We start from the raw sequence: 26,317 nt of genomic DNA on the forward strand, positions 1-26,317 counted from the left end.
CAAAAGATCGCAGCCTTCGGCAGCTCCTACCGGGATGTGCGATTTTCCTTGGGGGTTACCGGGTCCTCGCGCCTTGGCCGAAGGCCTCATCCACCTTGGCCAGGTCTTGTTCGCTCAAGGTGCCGGCGTAGTAGTGCAATTTGGTCCAGGCCATCAAATAGTCGTAGCGTGCCTGGGCCAGGTCCCGGCGGGTGGTAAATAGTTGTTGTTCGGCATTCAGCGCATCGAGGTTGACCCGTTCGCCGCCCAAAATGCTTTGTTTGGTCGAGACCACCAGCGCTTCCGCCGACGTCAACGCTTTCTGATAAGCCCGTAACTTATTGACCCCCGACAGGCAGGCGCTGAACTGGCGGCGCAGCTGGATCAAAATTTCCCGGGTCTTGCCGTCCAGCTCGTACTCGGCCTGCTCCATGGTGCGGCTGGCCTGTCGGGTCGAGGCCGAGACCCCGCCGCCGGCATACAGCGGCACGTTGACTTCAATGCCGATGGTGTTGGTGTCGTAGCGCTGGTTGTAGGTGTTGCCGCTTTCCGATTCGTTCTGGCGTACCGAGGCATAGGCGCTGACTTTTGGCAGGTGACCGGCGCGGTTGCGTTCGACCTCGTAGCGCGCCACTTCCACCGCCTGACGCTGGGAGGCCAGGCTCGGGTTGTTGGCCACCGCCATCTCGTGCCAGGTGTCGTAATTGGCCGGTTGCAGGGTGAAGGTCTGGAAGTTCTGATCCAGCGGCGTCAGGTCGCCAATGTTGATGGCCGGTACACCAATCAGTGCGCCCAGCTCACGCAGAGCCGCATCCTGTTCGTCCCGTGCCTCGATTTCCTCAGCGGTCGCCAGCTCGTAACGTGATTCGGCTTCGAGGATATCGGTGCGCGTGCCCTCCCCTTGGCGGAACATCTGCTCGTTTTGCTGAAACTGCTGCTCGAAGGCTTTTTTCTTGGCTCGCGCGATGTCGATCTGATCCTGAGCGAACAGTGCCTTGGTGTAATTCTCCAGCACGCGAACCAGCAGTTCCTGGCTCTTGCCACGAAAGTTTTCGTCAGCGAACAACGATTGCGCCACGCCCTTGCGATACGCCGAATAAGCCTCGTAGTCGAGCAGCGGCTGTTGCAGGGTCAAGGTCGAGCCGTAACTGCTGTAGTTACGATCATCACTGCGCCTGTCACCGCGCTCGTCCAGTTGAGTGACCTTGGAAGAGTTACGCCCCTTGTTGTAGTTGTAACCCAGCTTCGGTAACAGCCCGGCGCGGCCGATGGCACGGTTTTCAAGGCCTGCATCGCGTTCCTTGATGGCACCGAGGAACACTGGATCATTGCGTAATGCTTGCTCGTAAATGTCGAACGGCCCCATGGCCATCGCGCTGTTGCACGTCAGCAACGCCAGGGTCGCTGCGAGCAGGGAAAGCTTATTCATACAACCGAACATCCTTATTCCTCGGTCAACGCGGAGCCTGCCCGGTCGAGCAGCGGTTTGAACAAATAGTTGAGGAGTGAACGTTCACCGGTGCGCACGAACATTTCTGCCGGCATGCCGGGCTTGATCACCAGACCGTTGAGTTTTTCCATGGCCTGATCGCTGACGCTGCTGCGCAACACGTAATACGGCGCACCGGTTTTCTCATCGACCATTTGGTCGGCGGAGATCAGGCTGACTTCGCCCGGCACTCGCGGGGTACGGCTCTGGTTGAACGCGGTGAACAGAATGTCCACCGGCAAGTGCGTGCCGACCTTGTCGATCAGGTTGATCGGCAAGTGCCCTTCCACTTCCAGGCGGGTGCCTTGCGGGACAATCTCCAGCAGGTTTTCGCCCTGGCGCACCACCGCGCCTTCGGTGTGAACCCCAAGGTTGACGGCGATGCCGTCGGCGGTGGCGATGATTTCGCTGTGTTGCAGGTCGAAACCGGCGGAGGTCAGTTGCTCTTCCAGAGTCACGCTTTTGAGTTGCGCGTCGGCCAGTTGGCTGCGCACTTCCTTCTGGTATTCCTCGCTGTGCTGTTGCAGCTTCAGGCGGGATTCAAGAATGCCCTGCTCCACCCGGCCACCTTCGCCGGTGTTCTCTGCCAGCTGTTGTTGCACTTGCGACAGCTGACGCTGGTAATCCATCAAGCGGTTGCGCGGGATGTAGCCGTTGTCCGCCAAGGGCTGAAGATTGCTCAACTGTTGTTGCAGGGAACTGGCCTGGGCTGTCAGGTCGGTGCGCGCGCGGCGCATGCCGGCCAGTTGCGCGCTGGCGCCTTCGATGTTGGCGCGCAGGGCGGCTTGCTCGCGGGAAAAGGCTTCGCGACGGCTGCTGAACAATTGCCGCTGGCCTTCAAGCACCAGGGCCAGACGCGGGTCCGGATCGTTGCTCAGTTCGACGGGGAAATTCACTTGTTTGAGGTTGTCCCGTTCACTCTGCCACCGCGCCAGGCTGGCCCACGCCATGCGGTACTGCGCTTGCAGCGATTGCACATCGGCCGCGACCTGGGTCTGGTCAAGGCGAAACAGCGGCTGGCCCTGCTTCACCACTTGGCCTTCGCGCACCAGAATCTGGCTGACCACACCGTTGCTCATCGATTGCACGGCTTTGCGCTTGCCCGAGACCACCACGGTCCCCTGCACCGGAATGCCTTGATCGAGCGGCGCAAGGCTCGCCCAGGTGAAGAAACTGCCGGCACCGACAATCGCCAGAATCCAGCCCATGCGGGCGAAGAAACGGGCGTCGCGCTCAGGGCGTTCGGCGATGTAGTCGTGTTCCATGGTCGCTTCGCTGTCGTTATTCATGCGTGCGCTGCTCATACACCCGAATTCCTTGTCGTGGGCTGATACTGCCGGCTCATGCTGAGCCCGCCCGGTGCTTGCGCAGGTTTTTCACGTTGTTGTTCCTGGGCGCCGGACAATGCCTTGAGCACTTCCTGGCTTGGGCCGAAGGCCTGCAAGCGACCGTCGTTGAGCACCAGTAACTTGTCGGCCTGGGCCAGGGCCGAAGAGCGATGGGTGACCAGAATCACGCTGGTGCCCCGGGCCTTCATGTGCGCGATGGCGCCGGCCAGTGCCGCTTCGCCGACGGTGTCGAGGTTGGAATTCGGTTCGTCCAGCACCACCAGGCTCGGGTGGCCGTACAGCGCGCGAGCCAGGGCCACACGTTGCTTCTGGCCGCCGGACAAACCGCTGCCGTCCTCGCCAAGCACCGTGTCGTAGCCCTGCGGCATGCGCAGGATCAGTTCATGCACCCCGGCCAGTTGCGCGGCCTCGACGACTTTTTGCGGATCCGCCTCACGGAATCGGGCGATGTTTTCCGCAATGCTGCCGCTAAACAGTTCGATGTCCTGGGGCAGATAACCGATGTAAGGGCCGAGGTCGTCGCGGTTCCAGCGATGAATGTCCGCGCCGTCGAGGCGCACTGTGCCACCCAACGTCGGCCAGACGCCGACCAGCACCCGGGCCAGGGTCGATTTACCGGAACCGGACGCCCCGAGCACGCCCAACACTTCCCCGGCGCCCAGGTTGAAATTGACCATGTGCAAGGTCGCTGCCCGCTGCCCCGGAGGGCCGGCGCTGACTTGTTCGAACGTGATCTGACCTTTCGGCGCCGGCAGCGCCATGGCCTCGTCACTCGGTGGAAAGGCTTGCAGCAAGGCGTCGAGACGGCGGTAAGCGAGTTTGGCGCCGCTCCACTGTTTCCACACGGCGATCAACTGATCGATGGGGCTCAGCACCCGGCCCATCAGGATCGAACCGGCAATCATCATCCCGGCGGTCATGTCGCCCTTGATCACCAGCAAGGCGCCCAGCCCCAGCACCAGGGATTGCAGGCAAAGGCGCAAGGTTTTACTCAGGGAGCTGATGATCGCGCCCGTGTCGCTGGCCTGATTCTGCAAGCCGAGAAAACGCGAGTGCACCCCAAACCAGCGCTTGCGCAAGGCGCCGAGCATGCCCATGGCCTGGATGGTTTCGGCGTTATGCAGGTGACTGGTGGCCAGTTGGCTGGATTTCTGGGAAAAACCTGCGGCTTCGCCCAGAGGCTTTTTGGTCATCGCCTCGTTGAGGCAGGCCAGCCCGATCAGCAGTACCGCGCCTGCGGTGGCCAACACCCCGAGCCAGACGTTGAACAGAAAAATCACAAACAGGTAGACCGGAAACCACGGTGCATCAAAGAAGGCAAACAGCGCCGGGCCGGTGACGAATTGGCGGATATGGGTCAGGTCGCCCAGGGATTGCCCGGCGTTGCCCTCGCCTTTGAACAGGTTGCGCTCGAAAGCGGCCTGATACACCCGCAGGTTGAAACGGCGCTCCAACTGGCTGCCGATACGGATGACGATAAAGCTGCGTACGATCTCCAGCAACCCGATGAAGGCAAAGAACCCGACCACCATCAACGACAACATCGCCAGGGTGGTTTCGTTTTGCGAAGACAACACCCGGTCATAAACCTGAAGCATGTAAATCGACGGGACCAACATCAGAACGTTGATCAGTGCGGTAAAACAACCGACGCTGATCAGGATGCTTTTATAGTCGCCCAGTGCCTTGAATAACGGTGCGGTGGCCGGGCTCTTCGCCATCTTCATTGGTTTTTCCTGAGGTATTAATCCTCGCCTTGCTTGGCGAGGTTCCAATTAACTGTCCGCACATGGCCGAGACATTCTTTTGCCGGTTATCGCTTACACATTAACAACAACTCTTCGTGTTCTCTAAAGAGTTCCGGTTATTGATCGGCTGCTTATAACGGCAACAACAAGCTTTATATTCAGCGCTTGGTGCCGGTCCGATATTTTCACTTAATGCACAGTGCGCTCGAGCGTAATGATCAGACCTGACTTCAAGGTGCTTTTATAAAGCCCCTCACGCTGTCGGCTGAAAAACGCAATTCTTGAGCCTTCGTTACCGGTCACGGCGATGCCGTCCGGTTCCGGGAACCAGCCGATCGCCGATTCGTTCAGCCAGGCGCCGAGGCAGTCGGCCCCCTCACCCAGGGTCTGGTTCGATTTAAGCTCGATCGAGCAGACATTCGACGGCTTGTCCTGCAGCGTCTGGGACTCGGCCGAGTCTTGCGCGGTGTTCAAGGTGGCCTGCCATTTCCCGGCCAGTTCCGACGGGTCCGCTAATCTCAGGCTGCGTGCCATGGCTACATCTCCAAAAAACATCATCAGCGTCGCCAACAGCCACGCGGTTGCTTTGCAGGTTAAAGCGTTCTGGATCATAGGGCGTTTTTACTCTGGATCTGAGCAGAGAGCGACGCGTAAAGCGCCGCTCTCCTTTATGCCTTGAATCAGGCCACGATGTCCGAGAACGCCGCCTGGCCAACGGTACTGACCAGGAAGTCAGCTACGCCGTGCCCGGAGAAGTCCACCGACAGCAAGCTGTTGCCACCGGAAGTGCTCAACACTGCATCGCCTGCCGCACCGGTGAACGAGTTCACGAAATGCAGGCCCGCGCCCTTGGTGATGCCGGTCAGGTCGATCTTGTCCAGGCCGCTGACAAAATCGAAGATCTGGTCTACGGCACCTGGCTTGGAGTCGCTGCTGGCCGCGAACACGAAAGTGTCCGAACCCGAGCCGCCCCACAGCTTGTCGGCACCGCCCGCGCCAAAGAGGATGTCGTTGCCGGCACCGCCTTTCAGTTCGTTGGACACGCTGTTACCGATCAGCAGGTCGCTACCCGAACCACCAATCGCGTTCTCGACGGTGACGCCCTTGGCGATGGACACGTTGCCCACCAGGCCGCCAACGTCGGAGAACGAGGCTTCATTGAGGTTGATCTTCTGGTTTTGCGTGAAGCCGGAGAAGTCCAGGGTGTCCTTGCCGCCCGCATCCCACACCGAGAACACGACTTTGTCCGACGACGAAGAGGCGCTCAGGAAGTCGCGCCCGGCGTTGGAGTTGAAGCCGTAGGTGGTATCGCCGGTACGGGTGGTGGTGTTAGCGCCGTAGAGCTTCTGAATGGCGGCGATATCGTCCATCAGCGGGCCGGAGGAATAGGCTTCCACACCGCCCTTGCTGAAGTTCTGGTCGGTATTGCTTTCACTCCAGTAGCTCATGACGCTGTAGCCGCGAGTGTCTTGCCCGTAGGTCGCGTCATTGTAGGTCGGCGCGCCTTCACCGGCGTTGTAATCGCCAGGGTGAGCCAGGCCCAGGGTGTGACCGATTTCGTGGGTCAGGGTCTGACGGCCGTAGTTGTTCAGGTCCGGCGTCTTGTTCGGCGTGTAGCTGCTGTTGGTCAGGTACCAGGAAGTACCGTCATAACCTGCACCCGTGCCAGGCAGGTAAGCGAATGCCGCCGCGCCGTCCTGACCGCCGCTGTAGTTACCGAAAGTCATGTGACCGTCACCGCCGGAGGATTTCTCGGTGAAGGTGACATTGGCCACGTCGGCCCAGGATTGCATGGCGAGCGCGGCCTGGGCTTTCTGTTGCGTGTTGAACTGACTGAACCCGGTAATGCCGTGCTTGTTCATGGTGCTCGATGAAGCCGAGGTCAGGAACGTATAGGTGAGTTCAATTTTGCCGCTGCCGTCCTTGTCCTGGTAGGCAGCGCCGTCACGCAGCAGCTGGGTAGCAGCCTCGTCGACGGAGAAGGAGGGTTTGCCATTGACCGTGAGGTTGCCGCCACGATCGTACTGATGGCTGAAACTATCGATCTGGTTGTAGGCGGAACTGGGAGCAGCCAGCGCTTGCAATGGCGCAAAGGCCTGTTCGGCAAGATCAATAGCGTTGTCTTTTACTTTCGACATAAACACACTTCCTTGTTTAGCAATGGAACAGTTTTTGTCTGATACGACAATCTCTGGCGAGATCGTCCTATCACTCGCCCAATGAAGGCGAAAGAAAGCTGACACAATTCGAAATCAAACGTCTACATTTTTTTTGAGGTCAAATTGTGTGACTCCGGGAAACTCCCGAAAACAGTACGCATGCTGTCGAAATATAGTTTTTAGTTCTGGGTTTCGGCCAGATTGTCTGACAATCGACTATCTAAATATTAAATAGGGATTAGTTGTTTTTTGTTGAGGGGTTCTCATATTTCTGGACGACTCAATATAAGTGCCAGTGCATTGCCACCAACTAAATTAAACATTCAGTTAGTTGTAGTAGTGGCCAGAGATAGAGCACCGCTGCTCAGTGCATGAACCCTTCCATGAACCCCGCAATACCGCTGGCCAGTTTGCGTCGCCAGGGCGCGGTGGCCGGGTTGGCCAGGGTCTGGTCTTCGTGGACAAAGCTGCGGATGATTGCGCTGTAGCCCAGCCAGCGGCGATTTCTTGCTCTGGATAACGCGCCGCACAATAAAGCACCCCGCCCTTTCGATAATCGCAGTCAATGCCTTCTCGTTCGAGGACAATCTCTACTTCATCGGGGATGCCGACCGGCATGCAAAACTCCATCACTCAAAACTTCAATGGCCAATGGATGCCCCGGCAATGCCGACCTTTCGCCGAAAAACCGGTATCCCGTGATCTGCATCAAAAAAAACTGAACCAATCGCCAAACGGACTGAAAAATTCCACATGATTTTCACATCTGGGTGCTACTTTTAAAGACAGTCAACGGTTGAGCCAATGAAGGCTCTTCCCTCCTAACATGAGCTAAAGGAAGCGCTCGATGATGAAGGTGGGCAACACATGAATGAAAGGTCTTTCAGCAAAGTCACTTTTCCCAATGCCTGCCAGCTGATGCGCTGGCATTTTCATCCCATGGGTTTCGAAGCGACCATGGATGCACCAGGCAGCATGGTTGCCCGGCTGTTCGACCGCGCCAGTGGCGAAACCATGATCGCCATCGCTGGCATTCCTTGCGCAACAGTCATGAATGCGGCGGATGTAGAACGAATCATCGAAGCTGTGGAAGACGAACTGGAGGCGTTCATTCCACCGCAGGCCCTCAGAAGTTATGCCTGACGGCTAACACTCCACAAAACATGTGGGAGCGGGTAAGCCCGCTCCCACATTGATTGCGCTTAACCGATCTGCAATAGCGCCTGGGTCAGATCGGCGCGCAAGTCTTCGACATCCTCGACACCCACTGACAAACGCACCAGCGCATCGCCGATACCGAGCTGTGCACGGGTTTCGACCGGGATGCTGGCATGGGTCATGATTGCCGGGTGCTCGATCAGGCTTTCCACCCCGCCCAGGCTCTCGGCCAGAGCGAAGATCCGCACACTCTCGAGGAAACGCCTGGCACCGGCCAGGTCGCTGCTCAGGTCCAGAGAAATCATCCCGCCGAAGCCACGCATCTGCCGCCGCGCCAGTTCGTGCTGTGGATGTGACGGCAGACCCGGATAGTAGACGCGCGCCACCTGCGGCTGGCGCTCCAGCCATTGCGCCAGGTCCAGCGCGTTGTCGCAGTGACGTTCCATGCGCAGCGCCAAGGTCTTCACGCCACGCAAGGTGAGGAAAGCGTCGAACGGCCCGGCGATGGCCCCTACCGCGTTCTGCAGGAAGCCCAGGCGTTCGGCCAGCTCGACGTTCTGCCCGACCACCGCGATGCCACCGATCACATCGGAATGACCGTTCAAATATTTGGTCGTCGAGTGCAGCACGATATCGAAACCCGACTCCAGCGGGCGCTGTATCCACGGACTGGCGAAGGTGTTGTCGGCCACACAGATGATGCCTCGCTCGCGACAGATACCCGCGACGGCGGCGAGATCGGTGAGACTCAGCAAAGGATTGCTCGGCGTCTCGACCCAGACCATCCGCGTGTCGTCCTGCAGCGCCGCTTCGAAGGCCGCCAGGTCGGTCAGGTCGACGAAGCTGAAACGATGCCCGGCGCTGCGCCGGCGCACCTTGTCGAACAGGCGGAAAGTACCGCCGTAGAGGTCATTGCCGGAGACAATGTGTGCGCCAGTGTCGAGCAGTTCGAGCACATTGGCGATCGCCGCCAGCCCGGAGGCGAAGGCGAAAGCTCGAGTGCCGCCCTCGAGATCCGCCACGCAACGCTCCAACGCAAAGCGCGTCGGGTTGTGCGAACGCCCATAGTCGAAGCCCTTGTGCACACCGGGGCTCTGTTGCAGATAGGTGGAGTTGGCGTAAATCGGCGGCATCAGTGCCCCGGTGGAAGGGTCCGGTGTCTGTCCGGCATGGATCACACGGGTGGCGAAGGCACGTGGCTTGGCGGTTTCATCGTGCTGACTCATGCAAGAGATCTCCGCAGGTAATTGAGCATGTCGACGCGGGTGATCAGGCCGTGAAAGCCTGAGGAATCGGCGATGATCGCCACCAGTCCACGGTCGAGCTTGGCCTCCAGTTCCGCCAGACTGGCGCCGGGTGGCAGGGTTTCCAGTTTGTCGGTCATCGCACTGGCCACGGGCATACGGAAGTGCGAAGCGTCTTCGTGCACGCCAAGCAGAATATCCGACTCGTCGATCACCCCGACCAGCCGCTGCCCGTCCACCAGCACCGGCAGTTGCGACACATCCGCCAGGCGCATGCGCTGGAAAGCGGTGAGCAGCGTGTCGTCCGGGCCTACACTGACCACCCGGCCATCCTCGAAACGCCGCGCGATCAGGTCACGCAGATCGCCGTAGCCCTTGCGCGCAAGCAAGCCCTGATCGTTCATCCACTGGTCGTTGTAGACCTTCGACAAGTAGCGGGTACCGGTGTCGCAGACGAAACTGACCACCCGCTTCGGCTCGGTTTGCTCGCGGCAGTAGCGCAGCGCCGCTGCGAGCAATGTGCCCGTCGAGGAGCCGCCGAGAATGCCTTCGGCACGTAGCAATTGGCGGGCATGATCGAAGCTTTCCTCGTCGCTGATCGAATAGGCCTTACGCACGCTGGAAAGGTCGGCAATCGACGGAATGAAGTCTTCGCCAATGCCCTCCACCGCCCAGGAGCCTGGCGTACCCAGGGTGCCGCTGCGGCTGTATTCGGCCATCACCGAGCCGACCGGATCGGCCAGTACCATTTCCAGGTTCGGTTGCACGCGGCGAAAGAAACGGGTCAGCCCGGTCAGCGTGCCGGCCGAACCGACGCCGACGACAATGGCATCCACATCATGCTGGGTCTGCGCCCAGATTTCCGGCGCGGTGCTGCACTCGTGGGCCAGCGGGTTGGCCGGATTGTTGAACTGATCGGCGAAGAAGGCATCGGGAATGTCTTGCGCCAGACGTGCTGCAACGTCCTGGTAATAATCGGGATGGCCCTTGCCGACATCGGAGCGAGTGATGTGCACCTCGGCCCCCATCGCCTTGAGGTGCAGCACCTTCTCGGTGGACATTTTGTCCGGCACCACCAACACCACTCGGTAACCCTTGGCACGGCCGACCAGCGCCAGGCCCAGCCCGGTGTTGCCGGCGGTGGCCTCGACGATGGTGCCACCGGGACGCAGGCGGCCATCGCGCTCGGCGTCGTCGATCATCGCCAGGCCGATGCGGTCCTTGATCGAGCCACCGGGGTTCTGCGATTCGAGCTTGAGAAACAGCGTACACGGGCCGGTATCGAAGCGGCTGACACGCACCAGCGGCGTGTTACCGATCAGTTCGAGCACGGCGGGTCGGGAGTCGTTCGGCATGTCGTCACCTCGCTGCGGTAATCCGCATTTGGATGGACAGCAACCTGGGGCAGTCAAGCTCGCCAGTCGCCAGCAAAGCCTCGCTTGGACCATAGGCCGGGATTGCGGCCCCCGCAACTTTTCGCAGCCCGTCGGTTGCGTCTCTGTGGCGAGGGAGCTTGCTCGCATTGGGTCGCGTAGCGGCCACCGATTTTTATGAGTGCTGCGCACTCAAGCGGGAGTAAGCTCCCTCGCCACAGGTGTTCTGACTCAAGACGCCCTTATGTGAACAGCATCAGGGGTCAGGCCGGCACTTTTCCTTGACGATGATCCGCAAAGAACACCTTGCCTTTGCCGATCCGGTCGGAAGCCTTGGGCATGTTCGCCGCCTGAGTATCCTGGCCATCGACATACCAGTAGCAATGGCTCACCGCCCGAGTGATGCCCACGTAGGCCAGGCGCAAAATCTCGTCTTTCTGTGCGCTGTCGTAAGGCTCGCTGTCGCCAGCCTTGCCGAGCCCGGCCATACGATAGACCTGATTCTTGTAAGGTGAACTGGTCAGGTGCTGGCAATCACCGAGCAGAAATACCGCATCGGCCTGCAGGCCCTTGGCGCTGTGATAGGTCAGTTGCTTGAGCCGTCGAGCGTCATACGGCAAGCTAGAATCTACATTAACTACAGACTGAATATGCTCTTCTATCAACGACTTATCGCTGCTTTTTCGATAAAGCATCAAGATTGAATCGCCCTTTCTGTAGTGCTCGATCAGGCGCTGGGCCAGGCCCTGGTCATCCCGATCAAGAACATTTACCGGCAGCAGCGCCTTGGGTTCACCGCTGGCCTTGGCCTTCTTGCCAGCGATCGCCGGCGCCGCGCGGACAATATGCTCCGCCGCGTCGATGATGTGCTGATGGCTGCGGTAATTGTCGCTGAGCATCACTTTGGTCGTACTCGGCGACGGGAATTCCTTGTTGAACTCCATGAAGTAAGTCGGCGAACTGCCGCGCCAACCATAGATGGACTGCCAGTCATCACCGACACAGAGCAATGACGAACGTTGCGCGCCGCGCCCCACATGCATGGCCGGTCCGCGACTGCGGATCTCTGCCAGGCTGGCGCGAATCCAGGAAACGATCTGCGGCGACACGTCCTGAAACTCGTCGATCATCAAGTGCGACATCGGCCTGAGCAACTCATCGCTGAGCAGCTTGAGATTCTCCGGCGAATGTTCGCTGAACAAGGCGAACATCCGGTTGTAGGTCATCACCGGTGGCGATTGATCCAGCAGATGATCTTCCAGCGCTCGCCAGAACAGGCTCAAGGCCTCAAAGAAAAACCGGTCCGGGTCGTCCTTGGCGAAACTCATCCGGCCCACGGCGTCGGGCACATCCAGGCCGAGGTTTTCGATAAACCCGGCCGCCGCGACAAAACAGTCCAGCAACGGCGCGGAGCCGAGCTCGCCCTTGACCTTGTAATCGAAGCCCGGCCCGGCGCTGGCGTCTCCGGCAAGAGAGGCCAAGACACGCCTTGAAGACTCATAACTATCTAGCCATATCAAAGGCTTACGACAGAAAGCTTGAAACAGGGTGCGCTTTACCGCCCATTCTGCGCGCACTGAAAGTTTGGCATTCGGACGGCTGAGCTGGGGATTTTCCCGAGGGTCGAAACCCAGCACCACCCAGGCGTCGAGCGTCGGAATGTAGCCGTGGCAATGAAAGGTCGAGCCATTAATGTCGAAGGTCTGACGATTCGGTTCGATGCCCTTGATCGGCCAGGCACCCGCGCGAAACCACAAATCTTCGAGGGTGTCGCACAGCTCTTCATCGCGCTTGGCGGCCAGCTCAGTCACCGCCATGCGTTTCTGTACGTCCGGGTGATCACGCTCCAGTTCCTTGAGCTGCAAGGCGTGGCGAGACAAAGGCTTGATCAACTCGCGAAAGCGCTCATCGCGGGTGTGCAGGTTGTGGTAGCAGGCGTTGAGTTGCTGGCGCTGCGCGTCATTGATCCGCAAGTCGAAAGGATTGCTGTCGACCTCCTCGTCGCCGCTTTGCACCCGATGGCTGAGGTTTTCGAAGGCTTGCAGGCGCTCGAAACCCGGCAGGCTTCGAACCATTGGCAGGATCCGCGAATGGAAAGTGCGCACCAGATCGCGCGCCTCTTTAAAGCTGATTCCCCGGCCCCACACTGCAAACAACTCGATCAGCTTGTTGATGAAGTCCTTGCGCGATTCGCGGGTGAAGGTCACCACGGTCATCGAACTCAGCTCAAACCCCAGGTAGTGGCTGAGCAGCAAGATTCGCAGCACCAGGGTGGTCGACTTGCCCGCGCCCGCCCCGGCGATCACCGAAGTCGACGGCGTGTCGCTGAAAATCATCTTCCATTGGGCAGCGCTCGGCTGGGCGTGCGCGGGCAGCAGTCGCGCCACATCGGCCTTCATGCGTTTCTTCAGTTCAGCACTCAATGGCAGGCGCCAATCGTCGAACAGGTTGTCGTCGACGTTGGGCGGTCGATGCTCGGTTGAGCGCGAGTCGCGAATCAACAGAACCTGCCGACCTTCCTCCAGCCCCTCGAGCTTGCCTTCCTTATAGCCGTACTCCACGCCGGCGCTGTGGCCGCTGCGAAAGCCGTCGGCCTGGCCGTGCAGCCAGGACGCGCGGTGTTGCGCGCGCAGACGGGTAAGGCCATGGCCAAAGAACCGGGCAGCCAGGCGCTTGAGCAGTGGCATCTCGGCCAGGGGACGAAGTTCAGGAGGAAGATCGGGGGTGTGTTGCGGCACGCTGACGGACTCCAGGGTGTGAGGCTGTTGAGGGCTATGGTGTCTGCATTTGCCGTTGAGTTCTAGTGAAATGCTTACAGGTCATTGGCTTATGCGATGAAGTGAAGGCTGGATGAGAATATTTCGAGGTTATTTGATATCAATTAATTCGATTGTATTGAGGCATTTTTTACGCTTTTTATCGATTAGTACCTGATAGATGATGTTTGCCATCAACCACCGGTTCTCGTTTGTGGCTCAGGCGTTCTGCCCCATGACGAACCTTTTCAGGAGACGATCATGCTTGAACTCAGACCTTTCAACTCGCTGGGTGGCGCGCACCATGGCTGGTTGGATGCCCATCACCACTTTTCGTTCGCCGAATACCACGACCCCAAACGCATGAACTGGGGCAACCTGCGCGTGTGGAACGACGATGTGATTGCACCCGGTACCGGGTTCCCGCAACACCCGCACCGGGACATGGAAATTATCACCTACGTTCGTGAAGGCGCGATTACCCACCAGGACAACCTCGGCAACAAGGGCCGCACCGAAGCGGGCGACGTTCAGGTGATGAGCGCCGGCACCGGGATCGCCCACAGCGAATACAACCTGGAAACGACCGAGACCCGGATCTTTCAGATCTGGATCATCCCCAACGAAGCCGGTTCGGCCCCGTCGTGGGGTGCCAAGCCGTTCCCCAAAGGCGAGCGCGAAGGTTTCGTCACCCTGGCCAGCGGCAAGGCCGGTGACGATCAAAGCCTGCACATTCGCGCCGATGCGCGTCTGGTGGCGGCCAACCTGAAAGCCGGGGAAACGGCGGAATACCGCCTGGACAATGGCCGTCGCGCCTACCTGGTGCCAGCAACGGGTGTCATTGAAGTCAATGGCTTGCGCGCACAAGCTCGAGACGGTGTCGCGGTAGCCGATGAGCAGCTCCTGCGCGTGACCGCGATTGAGGACAGTGAAATCGTGTTGGTGGATGTGGCTTGATGCGGTAAATGCAGGACAAAAAAGGGGCGACCGTGGATGGTCGCCCTTTTTTTGGCTGAAATTCCGGGTGACTGTAGCGACGCCTTCGCGGGCAAGCCTCGCTCCTACAGAACGTAGTCGCCCACAAATTATGTGATCGACGCTATTCCTGTAGGAGCGAGGCTTGCCCGCGAAGGGCCCTCAATCACTTCGCAGAAATTGCGCCATCCACAAGTGTCTGAGCTTCTGCCACCAGCTGCTTCAGGTGGTCGTCACTGACAAAGCTTTCCGCATAGATCTTGTAGATATCCTCAGTGCCCGACGGACGCGCCGCAAACCAGCCGTTCTCGGTCATGACTTTCAGACCGCCGATGGCTTGGTCGTTGCCCGGTGCGTGGCTGAGAATGCTCTGGATCGCTTCGCCCGCCAGTTGAGTCGAGGTGACCTGATCCGGCGACAATTTGCTCAGCAGCGCTTTCTGCTCAGGATTCGCCTTGGCATCGACCCGCACCGAGAACGGTTCGCCCAGTTCATCGGTCAATGCACGATAGGCCTGGCTTGGGTCACGGCCCGTGCGAGCGGTCATTTCGGCGGCCAGCAGTGCCGGAATCAACCCATCCTTGTCGGTGCTCCAGACGCTGCCGTCCTTGCGCAGGAACGACGCGCCGGCGCTTTCTTCACCGCCAAAGCCCAGAGAACCGTCGAACAGACCGTCGGCAAACCATTTGAAACCGACCGGTACTTCGTACAGACGACGACCCAGACGCTTGGCAACGCGATCGATCAAGCCGCTGCTGACCACGGTTTTGCCCACTGCGGCATCGGCGCGCCACTGTGGACGGTTCTGGAACAGGTAGTCGATCGACACGGCGAGGTAGTTGTTCGGTGCCAGCAAACCACCGGACGGGGTCACGATGCCATGGCGGTCGTGATCCGGGTCACAGGCAAAGGCCACGTCGAAACGCTCTTTCAGACCGATCAGGCCTTGCATGGCGTGGCTGGACGATGGGTCCATGCGGATCTGCCCGTCCCAGTCGACGGTCATGAAACGGAATGTCGCATCAACCTCTTTATTCACCACTTCCAGATCCAGGCGATAGTGCTCGGCAATCGCCGACCAGTAGCGCACCCCTGCTCCGCCCAACGGATCGACACCCAGACGCAGCTTCGCATCACGGATGGCGTCGAAGTCGATCACGTTGATCAGGTCAGCGACATAGGTGTTGAGGTAATCGTGACGATGGGTGGTGCTGGCCTTCAGGGCCTGCTCGTAACTGATGCGCTTGACGCCAGCGAGTTTGGCCGCCAGCAATTCGTTGGCCTTGGCTTCGATCCACTTGGTGATGTGGGTATCGGCCGGGCCGCCATTGGTAGGGTTGTACTTGTAACCACCGCTTTGCGGCGGATTGTGGGACGGGGTGATGACGATGCCGTCCGCCAGGCCCGAGGTGCGCCCACGGTTGTAGCAAAGAATCGCGTGGGAAATGGCTGGCGTCGGCGTGTACTCGTCGCCTTCGGCGATCATCACCGTCACGCCGTTCGCCGCCAGGACTTCCAGGGCGCTGGCACCGGCCGGCGTGGACAGCGCGTGAGTATCGATGCCGACAAACAGCGGGCCGTCGATGCCCTGGGCTTCGCGGTACAGGCAGATCGCCTGGCTGATGGCCAGAACGTGCCACTCGTTGAAACTCAGGTCGAACGAGCTACCTCGGTGTCCGGACGTGCCGAAGGCGACACGCTGGGTAGAAATGGCTGCATCGGGCTGGCCGGTGTAATAGGCCGTTACCAGTCGCGGGATGTCGACCAACAGTTCTGCCGGTGCCGGTTTGCCCGCAAAAGGACTGAGTGTCATGCAAAACCTCTGAGAGAGAGTGGTTCGGGAATTGAACGCAGTTTACTGACAGTTTGACCCAAGCGCGATGTTATCGATTGTCAGGTATTCAGGATGCTGGCACCTCGGCTCAATCGATCGACTCCAGGCGCAAGGCATCCCCCAGCAGGCCCAATGCGGCGGCGAGGTCGTGGTGGCCACCGAAGGTATGACTCAGGCGCAAGTGTTGCGCATGCAGGCCCCTCAGGCTGAATAACTCCCCCGGCGCAACGACTACATGCTGCTTGAGCAGGCGCTGGAACACTCGATGCACATCGACCTGGCGCAACGAGCGGATCCAGATCGTCGCCCCGCCCCGGGGTTCAATAAAGTGCAGGGCATCAGGCAGACGCTCTTGAAACAGTTGGGTCATCTGCCCCATGCGTTCCCTGAGCAGTCGACGTAACACCAGCAGATGCTGATCGATACGTCCATTGCTATATAACCGCGCAATGGCTTTCTGGCGAATCAGTGACAAGCGGAACGAACGCAGCAGAAAGTACCGCTGCAGTTCGGCGCGCAAAGGTCGCGAAAGCAGATAGCCGTATGGCGCCTCCGGGCCGATGATTTTCTCGAACGTGGAAAACACGATCAATCGGTCAGGGTCCAGCAGATCGCGAAACCGCAGGCCGCTGGGCTCGAACTCAAGTTCACCATAACAGTCGTTTTCCAGCACCCAACTGCCATGTCGCTCCAGCAACTGCGCAGTGGATTGTTTGTTGCTGTCAGGCGCCACACTGCCTCGCGGCATGTTCAGTCCCGATGAAAGCATCACCAGTCGCACCGGCTCGGTTTCAAGGACCTTCTCCAACTGCTCGAGGTCCAGACCCCCATCGGGATTCAACGGCAGTTCGATCACCTGCACGTCTGCGTCCTGCAGCAAGCGCAGAATCACCCAGTCGCACGGCGATTCGACTACCACCGTGGTGTCTTTGAGGCCAAGGACGGCGATCAGTATTTCCAGTACGCCGCGCAGGTCTGCGCCAATATAGACATCGTCGGCATGCCAGCAGCGCGTCGGCGAAGTGGTGTAGCGCGCCGCGAGGGCTGTTCGCAACTCCAGTTCGCCACAGGGTTGCGAAGACGGTTGTGGCTGGCGCGGATACTGACGCAGCAGCTCCCTCTCCAGCAGCAGCAGCGGGCTGTCGAGGGATTGCAACAACGCCGGCTCATCACCACTCAACACCAGCATGCCGGGACGCCTGGCGTTGACGTACACCGTTTCGAGCAGGTCATTGCCACTGCCGGGCATGCCGATGGACGACACGGGCAGCGCGTAGTAGCCGGACTTGGCGACTGAATAGACCCGCCCTTCCTTCTCCAACAGCGAATAGGCGTACTGAATGGTCGAGATCGATACACTCAGACGGTCCGCCAACTGTCGCAATGAAGGCAGACGCACCTGAATGTCGGTGCCCGCTTCATTGATCAGATTAGTCAGATAACGGTACACCGCCTGGTAAGCAAAATCGGTTTCTCGTGGTCCTTTCATGGGTAATGGCCGAACACGCTACGAGCGTCGCGAGGCATGCTTGATGAATCCGGCAAACCAGGCACTCTCACCGGCCCGTCGACCATTCGCCAGGCGCGGTCGTCTGATTTTCAGGGTCCATGGCTTCCGCTTGCACAGGCACCTCGCCGGTTTCGCTGTCAGGCACCCCGCTCTCGTCCCGGACCACCGGGGCCATGCGGTAAAGCGTACCGATCAGGTTCACTGGCAACCCGCTGACATCGACCATCCACTGCACAACCTGCTCGGGCGCGGGCTTGCCTTGCATCGCCCGGTGCAAGTCCGGCAACGCCACCAGCATGCCGGGATGGCATTGACGCAGAAAATGCTCGAGCGCCGCGCCGTTATCGACAAAAGGCGCGAATAGCAGACACACCAGTTGGGCTTCGCTCAGCCCGAGACTCTTCTGCGCCTCGGCGGCCGCCAGGGCACGCCGGTCAGCCATGGCCACCGGATTACCGAAGGCTTCCATTGCCTGCTCGCAAAAACGTTCGGGCAGTTGTTTACGACGCATCATCACCAGCGCCCGCTGCAAATATTCACCGACACCTGCCTCGTAGGTGCGACCCTGCACAAAGCACGCTTGCAGGCCGCGAAGGTGTGCGGATATCGACGGGCTGGCGTAGTCGTTTTCACGGAGCTGAGCCGACAGTTCATCTGGTTGAAACCCGAGGAAATCGGTGAGCAGTGGCCAGCGCTCTTCCAGGTTGCTGACCAGCATGTCGTGAATATCGATGAAGGTCGTGCGGCGACAGGCCTCAAAACGATCGGCGGGACGCCAGGCGGCTTGAGCGACATCAGCGTAAAACTCGCGATAACAGTCGCTACCCAGTTCATCGAGCCGTGCGAACAGGCCCTCGTAGCCCGTTTCATTTTGATCCGATGCCGTGAGCCCGGCCTTGGCCGCTGCACGGTTCAATCCATCGAGGAACTGCTTCTGCCGACGGGGTGTATCGCTACTGACCAATGCATCGACACCGCGGTCCCAGCGGGCAATTTGCCCATAAAACTCACCGGTTGCCAGGTAGCCGTCATCCCACAGATCAAGCGGTTCACTCGAGGCGCGACGGTGCCCGACCATCAACAGGTTGAGCCTGTTCGACTCGCGACCGGCTTCAGAAATGGGCACCAGATGATTGAATGGCAGGACCTCGCGATTATCGACCATCAATACTTCGACCCGGGGATCATCATAGAGAAACAACGCACTGCAGCTGCGATGAATGTTTTCCAGGGCTGTCGAAGCCGCTCCGTTCAAGCGCAAGGTGGCCACTCGCAGTTGAAACGTTGCGGGTGCCCGGCAGGCGATACTCAGTTGCGCGGCGCGCAGCAGCGCCAGGGTGTAGCAGTTGTCGCGAGACCCGGACTGGATCGCCAGCACCTTGTAATCGCCGATACGCTCCATGCCTCCGGCGGACACCATCAGGCGCTGAATCAACAATTGCAACGCCGTGCGCTCGGCACGAGAGAAAAACCCCAGCAAGCGCTGCAGTATTTGTTGATAAACATAAGTCATTGCCTGTTCATGGGTATTGGTCATCATTGTTTACCTGTTACTCATAAGTCCGATGCCACGCAAACGGTTTTATGCATAGCGTGATGGGCTGCCTGTCATGAATGAAGTGCCGACTCATTATCAAATGCTAGCACTTAAGTTCTGTGTAATTATTTGAAATGATTGCGCGAGGCGAAACTCCCAGACAGGGCAAGGCAGCCGCAACATCCCGCAGAATGCACGTCTCGGAGCTGCACCCAACTTCCTAGGAAATTTCCGACAGCGTCCCACAGACATTTAGCACAAGAAATAAAGAAAGAAGTCGCCAATGATTTTATGGCAACGGAATGACGCCACACTATTTGTTGAGCATATATTGCCGCGCACTGAGAAGTTTCAGCCTGATACTTGGCCATGACTCTTTCCTTGAGATGAAAGTAATCATTCAATTATCAGGGCTTATATGATGATTAGAAGATACAGATTGAAAGAAAAAACCAGCTCAGTTGCTGAGCCAGCGCATGACCTGTCGTCTCATTTGGAAGGTATTGCAGCAAAAGAGTCCGTGTGGCCACGGACTCTTACAGAGCGTTTATGCCGGTTCGATCTGAAGGGCGACCCGTTCGCGGCACGGGCATTCGTCCATGTAGCGGTGGGCTTCGACAAACTCGGAAAACGGGAAGACCCGGGTCTTGAGCGGCAGCAGCACACGGTCCGCGGTCAACTGATTGATGTCGCGCAGGGCGCGTTGCAGTGCGACCTGATCCTGAATGATGCCCAGTTCCGGCTTGCCGGTGAAGTTACCGATGCAGTGTACGAAGAACTGGATGTTCTTCTGGAACGCTGCGCAGGCCGGGAATGGCGTCTGGTTACCCCCTTGCAGGCCATAGAGGACCAGGCTGCCACGAGGTGCGAGCACATCGCCAAGCAGCGACATCTGCGGCCCGCCAAGACCATCGAACACCACATCGACGCCGCGGTTGTCAGTCATCTTGTTGATCTGCATCAGCAGATCCTGTTCTTCAGTAACGATGACTTTCTCGGCCCCCAGGGACAGCAGGTATTCTCGCTCATCCGCGGTTTTGGTCGCAGCGATCACTCGCACACCGAGAGCTTTGCCCAGTTGCACGAACGACGGCCCGGCGCAGTGGCTGGCGTCGGTCACCAGGGCGAATTGCCCGGGTTTGACTCGCGCCAGATCGACGTAAGCAAAATAAGCGATCAACAGTGGCGTGTAGTGCACGCTGGCTTCGATCGGGCTGAGCACGTCCGGGTAACGGGTCAATGCCGAGCGCGGCAGAACGATCTGTTCGCCATAGACCGGATAGTCGTTGGGGCTTTCGGCCGGAAAGCTGGCGACCTTGTCACCGACCGCCAGGTCATCGACGCCCTCGCCGACCATGGTGACCACGCCAGCCATTTCATGGCCAAGTCCTGAAGGCAGACGAGCATGGGATGAGGCCAGGTTCTGGCGCCAGAGAATGTCGTACCAGCTGATGCCAATCGCTTCGACGCGCACCTGCACTTCGCCCGGCGCAGGCAGAGCGGCCGCATGCTCTTCGCATTTGAGCACCTCGGCTGGACCAAACTTGTGAAAACGGATCGTGCGGGACATCGCAAACCTCGTCAAAGTAACCTCTAATGCCCCGAACTCTATCTGGGCTTTCTACCCAAGACCATCAGTGGCTATTAATAGTCGACATGCCTGTCATTGATTCCGCAGCGACGGCGACATCATCCAATGCCGTGAAAACCGAAGCAGCCTTTCAGAAAAATCTGAATTACCCTGTGCAGAGTACCAGTCTTTCCCCGTAAGATTCATGCCGGCCATTGTTCTCATATGGTCGCTCACGTCAAGTTTGCTGAATCTGCCAGGACTCCAGATGAATCGTAATGACCTGCGTCGTGTCGACCTGAACCTGTTGATCGTTTTCGAAACACTGATGCACGAACGCAGCGTGACCCGCGCTGCGGAAAAATTGTTCCTTGGCCAACCCGCCATCAGTGCGGCGCTTTCGCGTCTGCGCGGGCTGTTCGATGACCCGCTGTTCGTGCGCACCGGCCGCAGCATGGAGCCTTCCGCCCGGGCGGTGGAAATCTTCGCCCTGCTCTCGCCGGCGCTGGATTCTATTTCCACCGCGGTCAGTCGTGCGGCGGAGTTCGACCCCGCAACCAGCAACGCGGTGTTCCGTATCGGCCTCTCGGACGATGTCGAGTTCGCGCTGCTGCCAATGCTGCTCAAGCGGCTGCGCGCGGAATCGCCGGGGATCGTGCTGGTGGTGCGTCGGGCCAACTACATCCTGATGCCGAACCTGCTGGCCTCGGGCGAGATTTCCATTGGCGTCAGCTACACCGCCGATCTGCCGGCCAACGCCAAGCGCAAAGTGCTGCGCCGCAGCATGCCGAAATTGTTGCGAGCCGACACGGTGCCGGGGCCGTTGAGCCTGGATGATTTCTGCGCCCGCCCCCACGCGTTGGTTTCGTTCGCGGGCGACCTGAGCGGCTTTATAGATGAAGAGCTGGAGAAACTGGGACGCAAACGGCATGTGGTGCTGGCGGTGCCGCAATTTAATGGGTTGAGCACACTGATCAGCGGGACTGATATCGTGGCCACCGTCCCGGACTATACCGCCGAAGCGTTGACCGCGGCCGGTGGCGTTCGGGCTGAAGACCCGCCGTTGCCGGTGCGCAGTTTTGAATTGCACATGGCCTGGCGCGGGTCACAGGATAATGATCCGGGTGAGCGTTGGTTGAGGTCGCGGATTCAGATGTTTTTCGGGGACCCCGATAGCCTGTAATGGAATTCCACAAAATTCCATAAAACTCTTTAATAACAATATCTTATTGGTATTTACAGTCTGTTGTCGCCTGTCTAAATCCAATGGATTCCAAAGGGGGCATAATTGGGGGCAAATTTCGACTTTTAAAAAACGGTGCCCCCACCGATGCCCCCCCAGATAACGCGCCTGTTTTCAGACGAAAACTCAGTGATGCCTTCATCCGCTCGCTGACTGAACCCGGCAAACACGCCGACGGCGAAGTCCCTAGGTCGGCGCCGATTGGCGTTACGTAGTCAGCAAGACCAAGCACCTGGATAAGAGCAAACACATCGTGCCGTTGCCTGAGCAAGCCTTGGTTCTGTTGCGCGAGCTACATAAAACCCGCGAGGTCGATGAAGAAGGCAATGGCTGGGGGTTCGTCTCGCCGGTCTATCCGGGTCGCCCCATCAATCCAACCTCCATCCTCAAGTCCTTTCAGCGTATTTGGCCGGAGTACGACATCACTGCCCACGGCTTTCGTGCTACCTACCGAACGATTGCCCATGAGCACTTAGGCATCGATCCAATCGTGCTTGAACTCTCATTATCCCACCGGATGCCAGGCGCTCTGGGGGCGGTGTACGCGCGCGCGCAACTGCTAGCGCAACGCCGGGAGGCGCTCAGCAATGGGCGAACTACTTAGACCAGTTGCGGCAAAATGCAGAGCGAGTGACGACAGATTGAACCAGTAAACGGCAACTTGAGCGGCTGTTTGTCGCCGAAACCAGTAACACTCCAGCCCAATTCTACCGTCAGGTTCGACTCAGGTTTGGCCGATGGCTCCTCATCAGCTCGGATCGACATATAGGGGAAATCGCTTTCGAATGCGGGCTCGCCGATGCACCTCATTTCATTCGACATTTTCAGAACATGTTTGGCATGTCCCCCGGGAAATTGCGCAAAGAGTTGATGCGAAAAGCGACACAGTGACGCAATTACAAACCCGATCACCGGATAAAAGGATAGTGACGTCGTCTCTCGCTCTGAGTGACTCGCCTGATAAAGCTTCAACAATGTTCGATCGACGATGGCGCTGAACGCCACAACGTTCAGCACCCTCTGACTCGCTCACTTCCTCTCGCGGTTCACCACTCCCTTCTGTTTGAGAAGAAGCGTTAGATTGCCCTCGCTATCCGCAGTTGTTGAAGCAGATCCGGGCTGATTGTCAGCACTGTCATTTCAGGATTTATTTCCACCAATACTCGACCTGAAACCCTACGTTGGAGCCTTGCAGATCTGTACCAAACGCACCGGTATCAGACAACGCCGATCCCGGAGATTGTAAGCTGGCGGCGCGTTGCGCAGCCTTGTTCCAGGTGGCGTAGGTGTAATACAGACGAAATTCCGGCCTGTCCCAGAATCCCGGCCCCTTCGGTGACCAGGTCGGCGCGATGGTGTACTTAGTGAGTTTTCGGGTACCGTCTGGGGCTTCAACCTGGTCGCGCCCAACTTCTGTGATCAACTTGAACTGATCCGTGAACGCATAAATTGGCCGAACACCAATGGATAACCAGTTCTGATCATCACCATCAGGGCGCGTGTCTTTTTGATAGACCAATTCAACTTGACCACTGAAAGCATGAGTCATTTGCCAGTCGAAAAACTCCACGAGCCGCCAGCTCTTGTTGCTCTCATCCAACGTGGTATCACCGGTGTAGCCCAATGCGGTGCCCGGCCCTCGGCCGTATTGAACAGCGAACTTGTTGACGCCGCCGAGAAACGCGACCTGCTTGTGCTGGGCAACCACCGACCAGCCCTGATGAGCATTCTCGCGGCTCGGTTTGTCCAGATAACTGACGCCCAGCTGAACTTCGCCACCGGGATTTGTGTTGAATCCGCTGACAGTCACATCATGGCGGGTAACAAAATCCTTTTGGAAGACGTTGTCCTTGCGTGAGAGCACGTAGCTGTACTTCAGATCTCCCAACGCGACCTGATCGAACCCAAAACCTGTTGAGCTTTGGTTCCAGTAGAAGTAGTCGGAAATATTGATGTCGTTTCGGTTGTAGTAACGACGGCCCGCCCAGAAAGAACCGCCATTCAATGCCGGCATCTTGCTCCACTCAGCATAGAGCTGGCTCATCCGCGTATAGCCGTGCTCCCCGTCAAATTTTGGTTCATGGCCATACTCGTTGTAAAACTGTGCCATGCCTTCCACGCTGACCACCGAGCCGTCGTCCAGTGAAAGCAGATCCTGACGCAAGTCCAGTTCCAGATATTGCTCACATTCGTTGCCAAGACGGTATTTGGATTGCGCGCCCGGTAGCTGAAAACACGACTGTTTCCCTCCTTGAGTCGAATCTCCTACTCCGGTTCTGAAATAACCACTAAAGTCTGTTGCATACGCATCAACCGGCAAAAAGCCGACAGCAAAGGACGCACCCAGAACTGCGCTGAGAGTTTTAACGTTCATTCATAACACCTTTGGTTTGTTATATTTATTGGACAAGGCCGATAACGCGAACAGCATGGTTTTGATTCAGATACGTGACTAATTCCACGCACCGGTTTCCGACAGGGAAATACCAAGTTAAATGGAATACAAAAGGCACTGCATTACCTGAACCAAAAGCATGCGAAAAATCCAGGCAGTGCAAAGTGACCACGACGAGCTAACGATAAGGCATTAGTCCCGTCCAATCTTATGAGGCTCTACCCCCGATGACGTCCTCGGAAGAAATCTATAAGCCCCTGCGTCGAGGAGTCATCAGCCTGTTGCGCGTCATAGCGAGTCAAGAGGCTATGGACGCTATTGCTTAGCTCCTTGCCCAGTTCCACGCCCCATTGATCAAACGAGTTGACTCCCCAAATTACGCCTTGGACAAAGACCTTGTGCTCATAAAGGGCGATCAGCGCACCAAGGCTATGTGGATTGATGATCTCAAGAGCAACTGTATTGCTTGGCCGGTTACCGGGGATCACTTTATGCGGTGCCAGTCGTTCAATCTCACTGGATGAAAGGCCTTTGGCTTTTAGCTCTGCCTCAGCTTCACTGCGGGTTTTGCCCCACATCAGCGCTTGGCTTTGAGACAAGCAATTGGCGTACAGCCATTCCTGATGATCGGCCACTGGATTGTGGCTGACCACAGGCACAATGAAGTCAGCTGGAATCAGAGGCGTTCCCTGATGCAGCAACTGGTGGTAAGCGTGCTGTCCGTTACACCCCACGCCGCCCCAGATTACGGGGCCCGTGGTGCAGGACACTGGCGTGCCGTCATGACGAACACTTTTGCCATTTGACTCCATGTCCATCTGCTGCAGATGCTTAACGAAGTTGCGCAGGTAATGGTCATAGGGCAAGAAAGCATAACTTTGCGCACCCCAAAAGTTGTGATACCAAACGCCGAGTACCGCTAAAAGAACAGGAAGGTTCTGTTCCAATGGTTCGTTCAGGAAATGCTGATCCATAGCGTACGCGCCGGATAGCAGTTCCTTGAAGTTAGCGATGCCAATGGCTAGAGCAATCGGCAGGCCAATTGCAGACCATAGTGAGTAACGGCCACCGACCCAGTCCCACATAGGAAAGATGTTTGCTTCACGGATGCCGAAATCCAGCGCTGCCTGGCGATTACTTGTCACAGCAATGAAATGGCGATATAGCTTCTCTTCCGTCCCGCCCTTAGCCAAGTACCAGCTACGAGAAGCTTGTGCATTCTTCAAGGTTTCAAGCGTACCGAAGGTTTTGCTGGAGATGATAAACAGCGTTGTTTCTACGTTCAGTCCGGCTGTAACCTCTCGGAATTCACTGCCATCGATATTAGCCAGATAATGGCACCGCACCCCATGCCGAGCAAAAGGCGCCAGTGCCTCAGAGACAAGCTCCGGGCCCAGAAATGAGCCACCAATACCAATGTTTACGACATCGGTGATGACCTTGTCGTTGTAACCACGCCACAGATGGTTATGGATACGACTCACAACATCAGTCATCTGCGCCAGGGCGCCATGCACATCGCGCATCAAGTTGCGACCATCGACCATCAACGCGTCCCCCACTGGACGCCGCAGCGCGGTATGCAGCACTGGACGCCCCTCGGAGCCGTTGATTTTCTCTCCACTGAACATGGCATGCGCTGCCTGTTCCACGCCTGTCTCGCGAGCAAGGTTTACAAGTAATGAACGCGTTTCGTGATTGATCAGGTTTTTGGAGTAATCCAAAAAAAGCCCGCAGCCCGCCAAGGAAAAGTCTTGAAAGCGTTTACTGTCATCTCGAAAGGCATCGCGCATACTAAAATTTTTCATGCTCTCCCGATGGTCGAGCAGATTGCGCCATGCCGGCAGTGCAGTTACATCATTCGTTTTGTTGTAGTTATTCATGCCCAGCCCCTCTTCGCCAATATGGCTTGTGCCGTCTAAATCGACTCTTGTCTTGCCATTCAAATTTAAGCATTTCGTAATTCTGCGAACGCAGAAGCGCCATCACAGGAATAAG

The 26,317-nt window shown here is 58.0% G+C and carries 19 protein-coding genes and 2 pseudogenes; 5 read left to right on the plus strand and 16 right to left on the minus strand.

What is annotated here, in order from left to right:
• Positions 1 to 55 precede the first annotated feature (55 nt).
• The 7 genes and pseudogenes from KGB14_RS06225 to KGB14_RS06255 all read right to left on the minus strand — a co-directional run.
• A complete protein-coding gene (locus KGB14_RS06225) occupies positions 56 to 1,420 on the minus strand; it encodes a TolC family outer membrane protein (protein ID WP_223484845.1) in 1,365 nt (454 codons plus the stop codon).
• A gap of 2 nt (positions 1,421 to 1,422) precedes the next feature.
• Positions 1,423 to 2,772, minus strand: a complete 1,350-nt coding sequence (locus tag KGB14_RS06230) for an HlyD family type I secretion periplasmic adaptor subunit (protein WP_223484847.1) — start codon at positions 2,770 to 2,772, stop codon at positions 1,423 to 1,425.
• Positions 2,769 to 4,544 (minus strand): type I secretion system permease/ATPase, encoded by a 1,776-nt coding sequence (locus KGB14_RS06235; protein ID WP_223484849.1) that lies wholly within the window; start codon positions 4,542 to 4,544, stop codon positions 2,769 to 2,771. Before KGB14_RS06235 ends, KGB14_RS06230 begins: the two co-directional genes overlap by 4 nt.
• A 210-nt stretch (positions 4,545 to 4,754) precedes the next feature.
• Positions 4,755 to 5,177 (minus strand): AprI/Inh family metalloprotease inhibitor, encoded by a 423-nt coding sequence (locus KGB14_RS06240; protein WP_223484852.1) that lies wholly within the window; start codon positions 5,175 to 5,177, stop codon positions 4,755 to 4,757.
• Between the two features lie 68 nt (positions 5,178 to 5,245).
• On the minus strand, positions 5,246 to 6,703 hold the full coding sequence (locus KGB14_RS06245) for a serralysin family metalloprotease (RefSeq protein ID WP_223484861.1): 1,458 nt from the start codon (positions 6,701 to 6,703) through the stop codon (positions 5,246 to 5,248).
• Between the two features lie 385 nt (positions 6,704 to 7,088).
• Positions 7,089 to 7,256: a hypothetical protein gene (locus KGB14_RS06250; protein WP_223485054.1), complete on the minus strand. Its 168-nt coding sequence runs from the start codon at positions 7,254 to 7,256 to the stop codon at positions 7,089 to 7,091.
• Positions 7,229 to 7,333 (minus strand): annotated as a pseudogene (locus KGB14_RS06255) (hypothetical protein); the annotation flags it as partial. The pseudogene KGB14_RS06255 and the gene KGB14_RS06250, both read right to left, overlap by 28 nt.
• Positions 7,334 to 7,591: 258 nt before the next feature.
• On the opposite strand from KGB14_RS06255, the gene KGB14_RS06260 reads away from it, so the two are divergent.
• Positions 7,592 to 7,867 (plus strand): DUF1652 domain-containing protein, encoded by a 276-nt coding sequence (locus KGB14_RS06260; protein ID WP_223484863.1) that lies wholly within the window; start codon positions 7,592 to 7,594, stop codon positions 7,865 to 7,867.
• 59 nt (positions 7,868 to 7,926) lie between these two features.
• Here KGB14_RS06260 and KGB14_RS06265 read toward each other — a convergent pair whose 3' ends face one another.
• From KGB14_RS06265 to KGB14_RS06275, 3 genes are all read right to left on the minus strand, one after another.
• Positions 7,927 to 9,108 carry a cystathionine gamma-synthase gene (locus tag KGB14_RS06265; protein WP_223484865.1) on the minus strand — a complete coding sequence of 394 codons (1,182 nt, stop codon included), beginning with the start codon at positions 9,106 to 9,108 and terminating at the stop codon, positions 7,927 to 7,929.
• Complete coding sequence (locus tag KGB14_RS06270; RefSeq protein WP_223484867.1) at positions 9,105 to 10,481, minus strand: pyridoxal-phosphate dependent enzyme; 1,377 nt, start codon at positions 10,479 to 10,481, stop codon at positions 9,105 to 9,107. The genes KGB14_RS06265 and KGB14_RS06270 overlap by 4 nt, the downstream gene beginning before the upstream one ends.
• A 281-nt stretch (positions 10,482 to 10,762) precedes the next feature.
• Positions 10,763 to 13,237, minus strand: a complete 2,475-nt coding sequence (locus KGB14_RS06275; RefSeq protein WP_223484869.1) for a UvrD-helicase domain-containing protein — start codon at positions 13,235 to 13,237, stop codon at positions 10,763 to 10,765.
• A 279-nt stretch (positions 13,238 to 13,516) separates the two neighbouring features.
• On the opposite strand from KGB14_RS06275, the gene KGB14_RS06280 reads away from it, so the two are divergent.
• Positions 13,517 to 14,212, plus strand: coding sequence for a pirin family protein (locus KGB14_RS06280; protein WP_223484871.1), 696 nt, complete (start codon positions 13,517 to 13,519; stop codon positions 14,210 to 14,212).
• A 184-nt stretch (positions 14,213 to 14,396) separates the two neighbouring features.
• Here KGB14_RS06280 and pgm read toward each other — a convergent pair whose 3' ends face one another.
• The 4 genes from pgm to KGB14_RS06300 all read right to left on the minus strand — a co-directional run bounded on the left by pgm (position 14,397) and on the right by KGB14_RS06300 (position 20,681).
• Positions 14,397 to 16,043 (minus strand): phosphoglucomutase (alpha-D-glucose-1,6-bisphosphate-dependent), encoded by a 1,647-nt coding sequence (gene pgm, locus KGB14_RS06285; RefSeq protein ID WP_223484874.1) that lies wholly within the window; start codon positions 16,041 to 16,043, stop codon positions 14,397 to 14,399.
• A gap of 109 nt (positions 16,044 to 16,152) precedes the next feature.
• The gene (locus KGB14_RS06290; RefSeq protein ID WP_223484876.1) at positions 16,153 to 17,553 is read right to left on the minus strand and encodes a PLP-dependent aminotransferase family protein; all 1,401 of its coding nucleotides are present in this window, start codon (positions 17,551 to 17,553) and stop codon (positions 16,153 to 16,155) included.
• Between the two features lie 67 nt (positions 17,554 to 17,620).
• Positions 17,621 to 19,111 carry a hypothetical protein gene (locus KGB14_RS06295; RefSeq protein ID WP_223484878.1) on the minus strand — a complete coding sequence of 497 codons (1,491 nt, stop codon included), beginning with the start codon at positions 19,109 to 19,111 and terminating at the stop codon, positions 17,621 to 17,623.
• A gap of 547 nt (positions 19,112 to 19,658) precedes the next feature.
• The gene (locus KGB14_RS06300; protein ID WP_223484880.1) at positions 19,659 to 20,681 is read right to left on the minus strand and encodes a zinc-dependent alcohol dehydrogenase family protein; all 1,023 of its coding nucleotides are present in this window, start codon (positions 20,679 to 20,681) and stop codon (positions 19,659 to 19,661) included.
• A 268-nt stretch (positions 20,682 to 20,949) separates the two neighbouring features.
• On the opposite strand from KGB14_RS06300, the gene KGB14_RS06305 reads away from it, so the two are divergent.
• From KGB14_RS06305 to KGB14_RS06315, 3 genes and pseudogenes are all read left to right on the plus strand, one after another.
• Positions 20,950 to 21,864, plus strand: a complete 915-nt coding sequence (locus KGB14_RS06305; RefSeq protein WP_223484882.1) for a LysR family transcriptional regulator — start codon at positions 20,950 to 20,952, stop codon at positions 21,862 to 21,864.
• Positions 21,865 to 22,114: 250 nt separating this feature from the next.
• Positions 22,115 to 22,569, plus strand: a pseudogene (locus KGB14_RS06310) (tyrosine-type recombinase/integrase); the annotation flags it as partial.
• Positions 22,570 to 22,593: 24 nt separating this feature from the next.
• Positions 22,594 to 22,815, plus strand: a complete 222-nt coding sequence (locus tag KGB14_RS06315; protein ID WP_223485044.1) for a helix-turn-helix domain-containing protein — start codon at positions 22,594 to 22,596, stop codon at positions 22,813 to 22,815.
• Between the two features lie 256 nt (positions 22,816 to 23,071).
• Here the strand turns inward: KGB14_RS06315 and KGB14_RS06320 are convergent, their stop codons facing one another.
• Together KGB14_RS06320 and pgi are read right to left on the minus strand one after the other, a co-directional pair.
• Positions 23,072 to 24,298, minus strand: a complete 1,227-nt coding sequence (locus KGB14_RS06320; protein WP_223484884.1) for a maltoporin — start codon at positions 24,296 to 24,298, stop codon at positions 23,072 to 23,074.
• 239 nt (positions 24,299 to 24,537) lie between these two features.
• On the minus strand, positions 24,538 to 26,202 hold the full coding sequence (pgi, locus tag KGB14_RS06325) for a glucose-6-phosphate isomerase (RefSeq protein ID WP_223484886.1): 1,665 nt from the start codon (positions 26,200 to 26,202) through the stop codon (positions 24,538 to 24,540).
• Positions 26,203 to 26,317 lie beyond the last annotated feature (115 nt).

Source organism: Pseudomonas sp. A-RE-19, from assembly GCF_019956555.1.
Lineage (GTDB): Bacteria > Pseudomonadota > Gammaproteobacteria > Pseudomonadales > Pseudomonadaceae > Aquipseudomonas.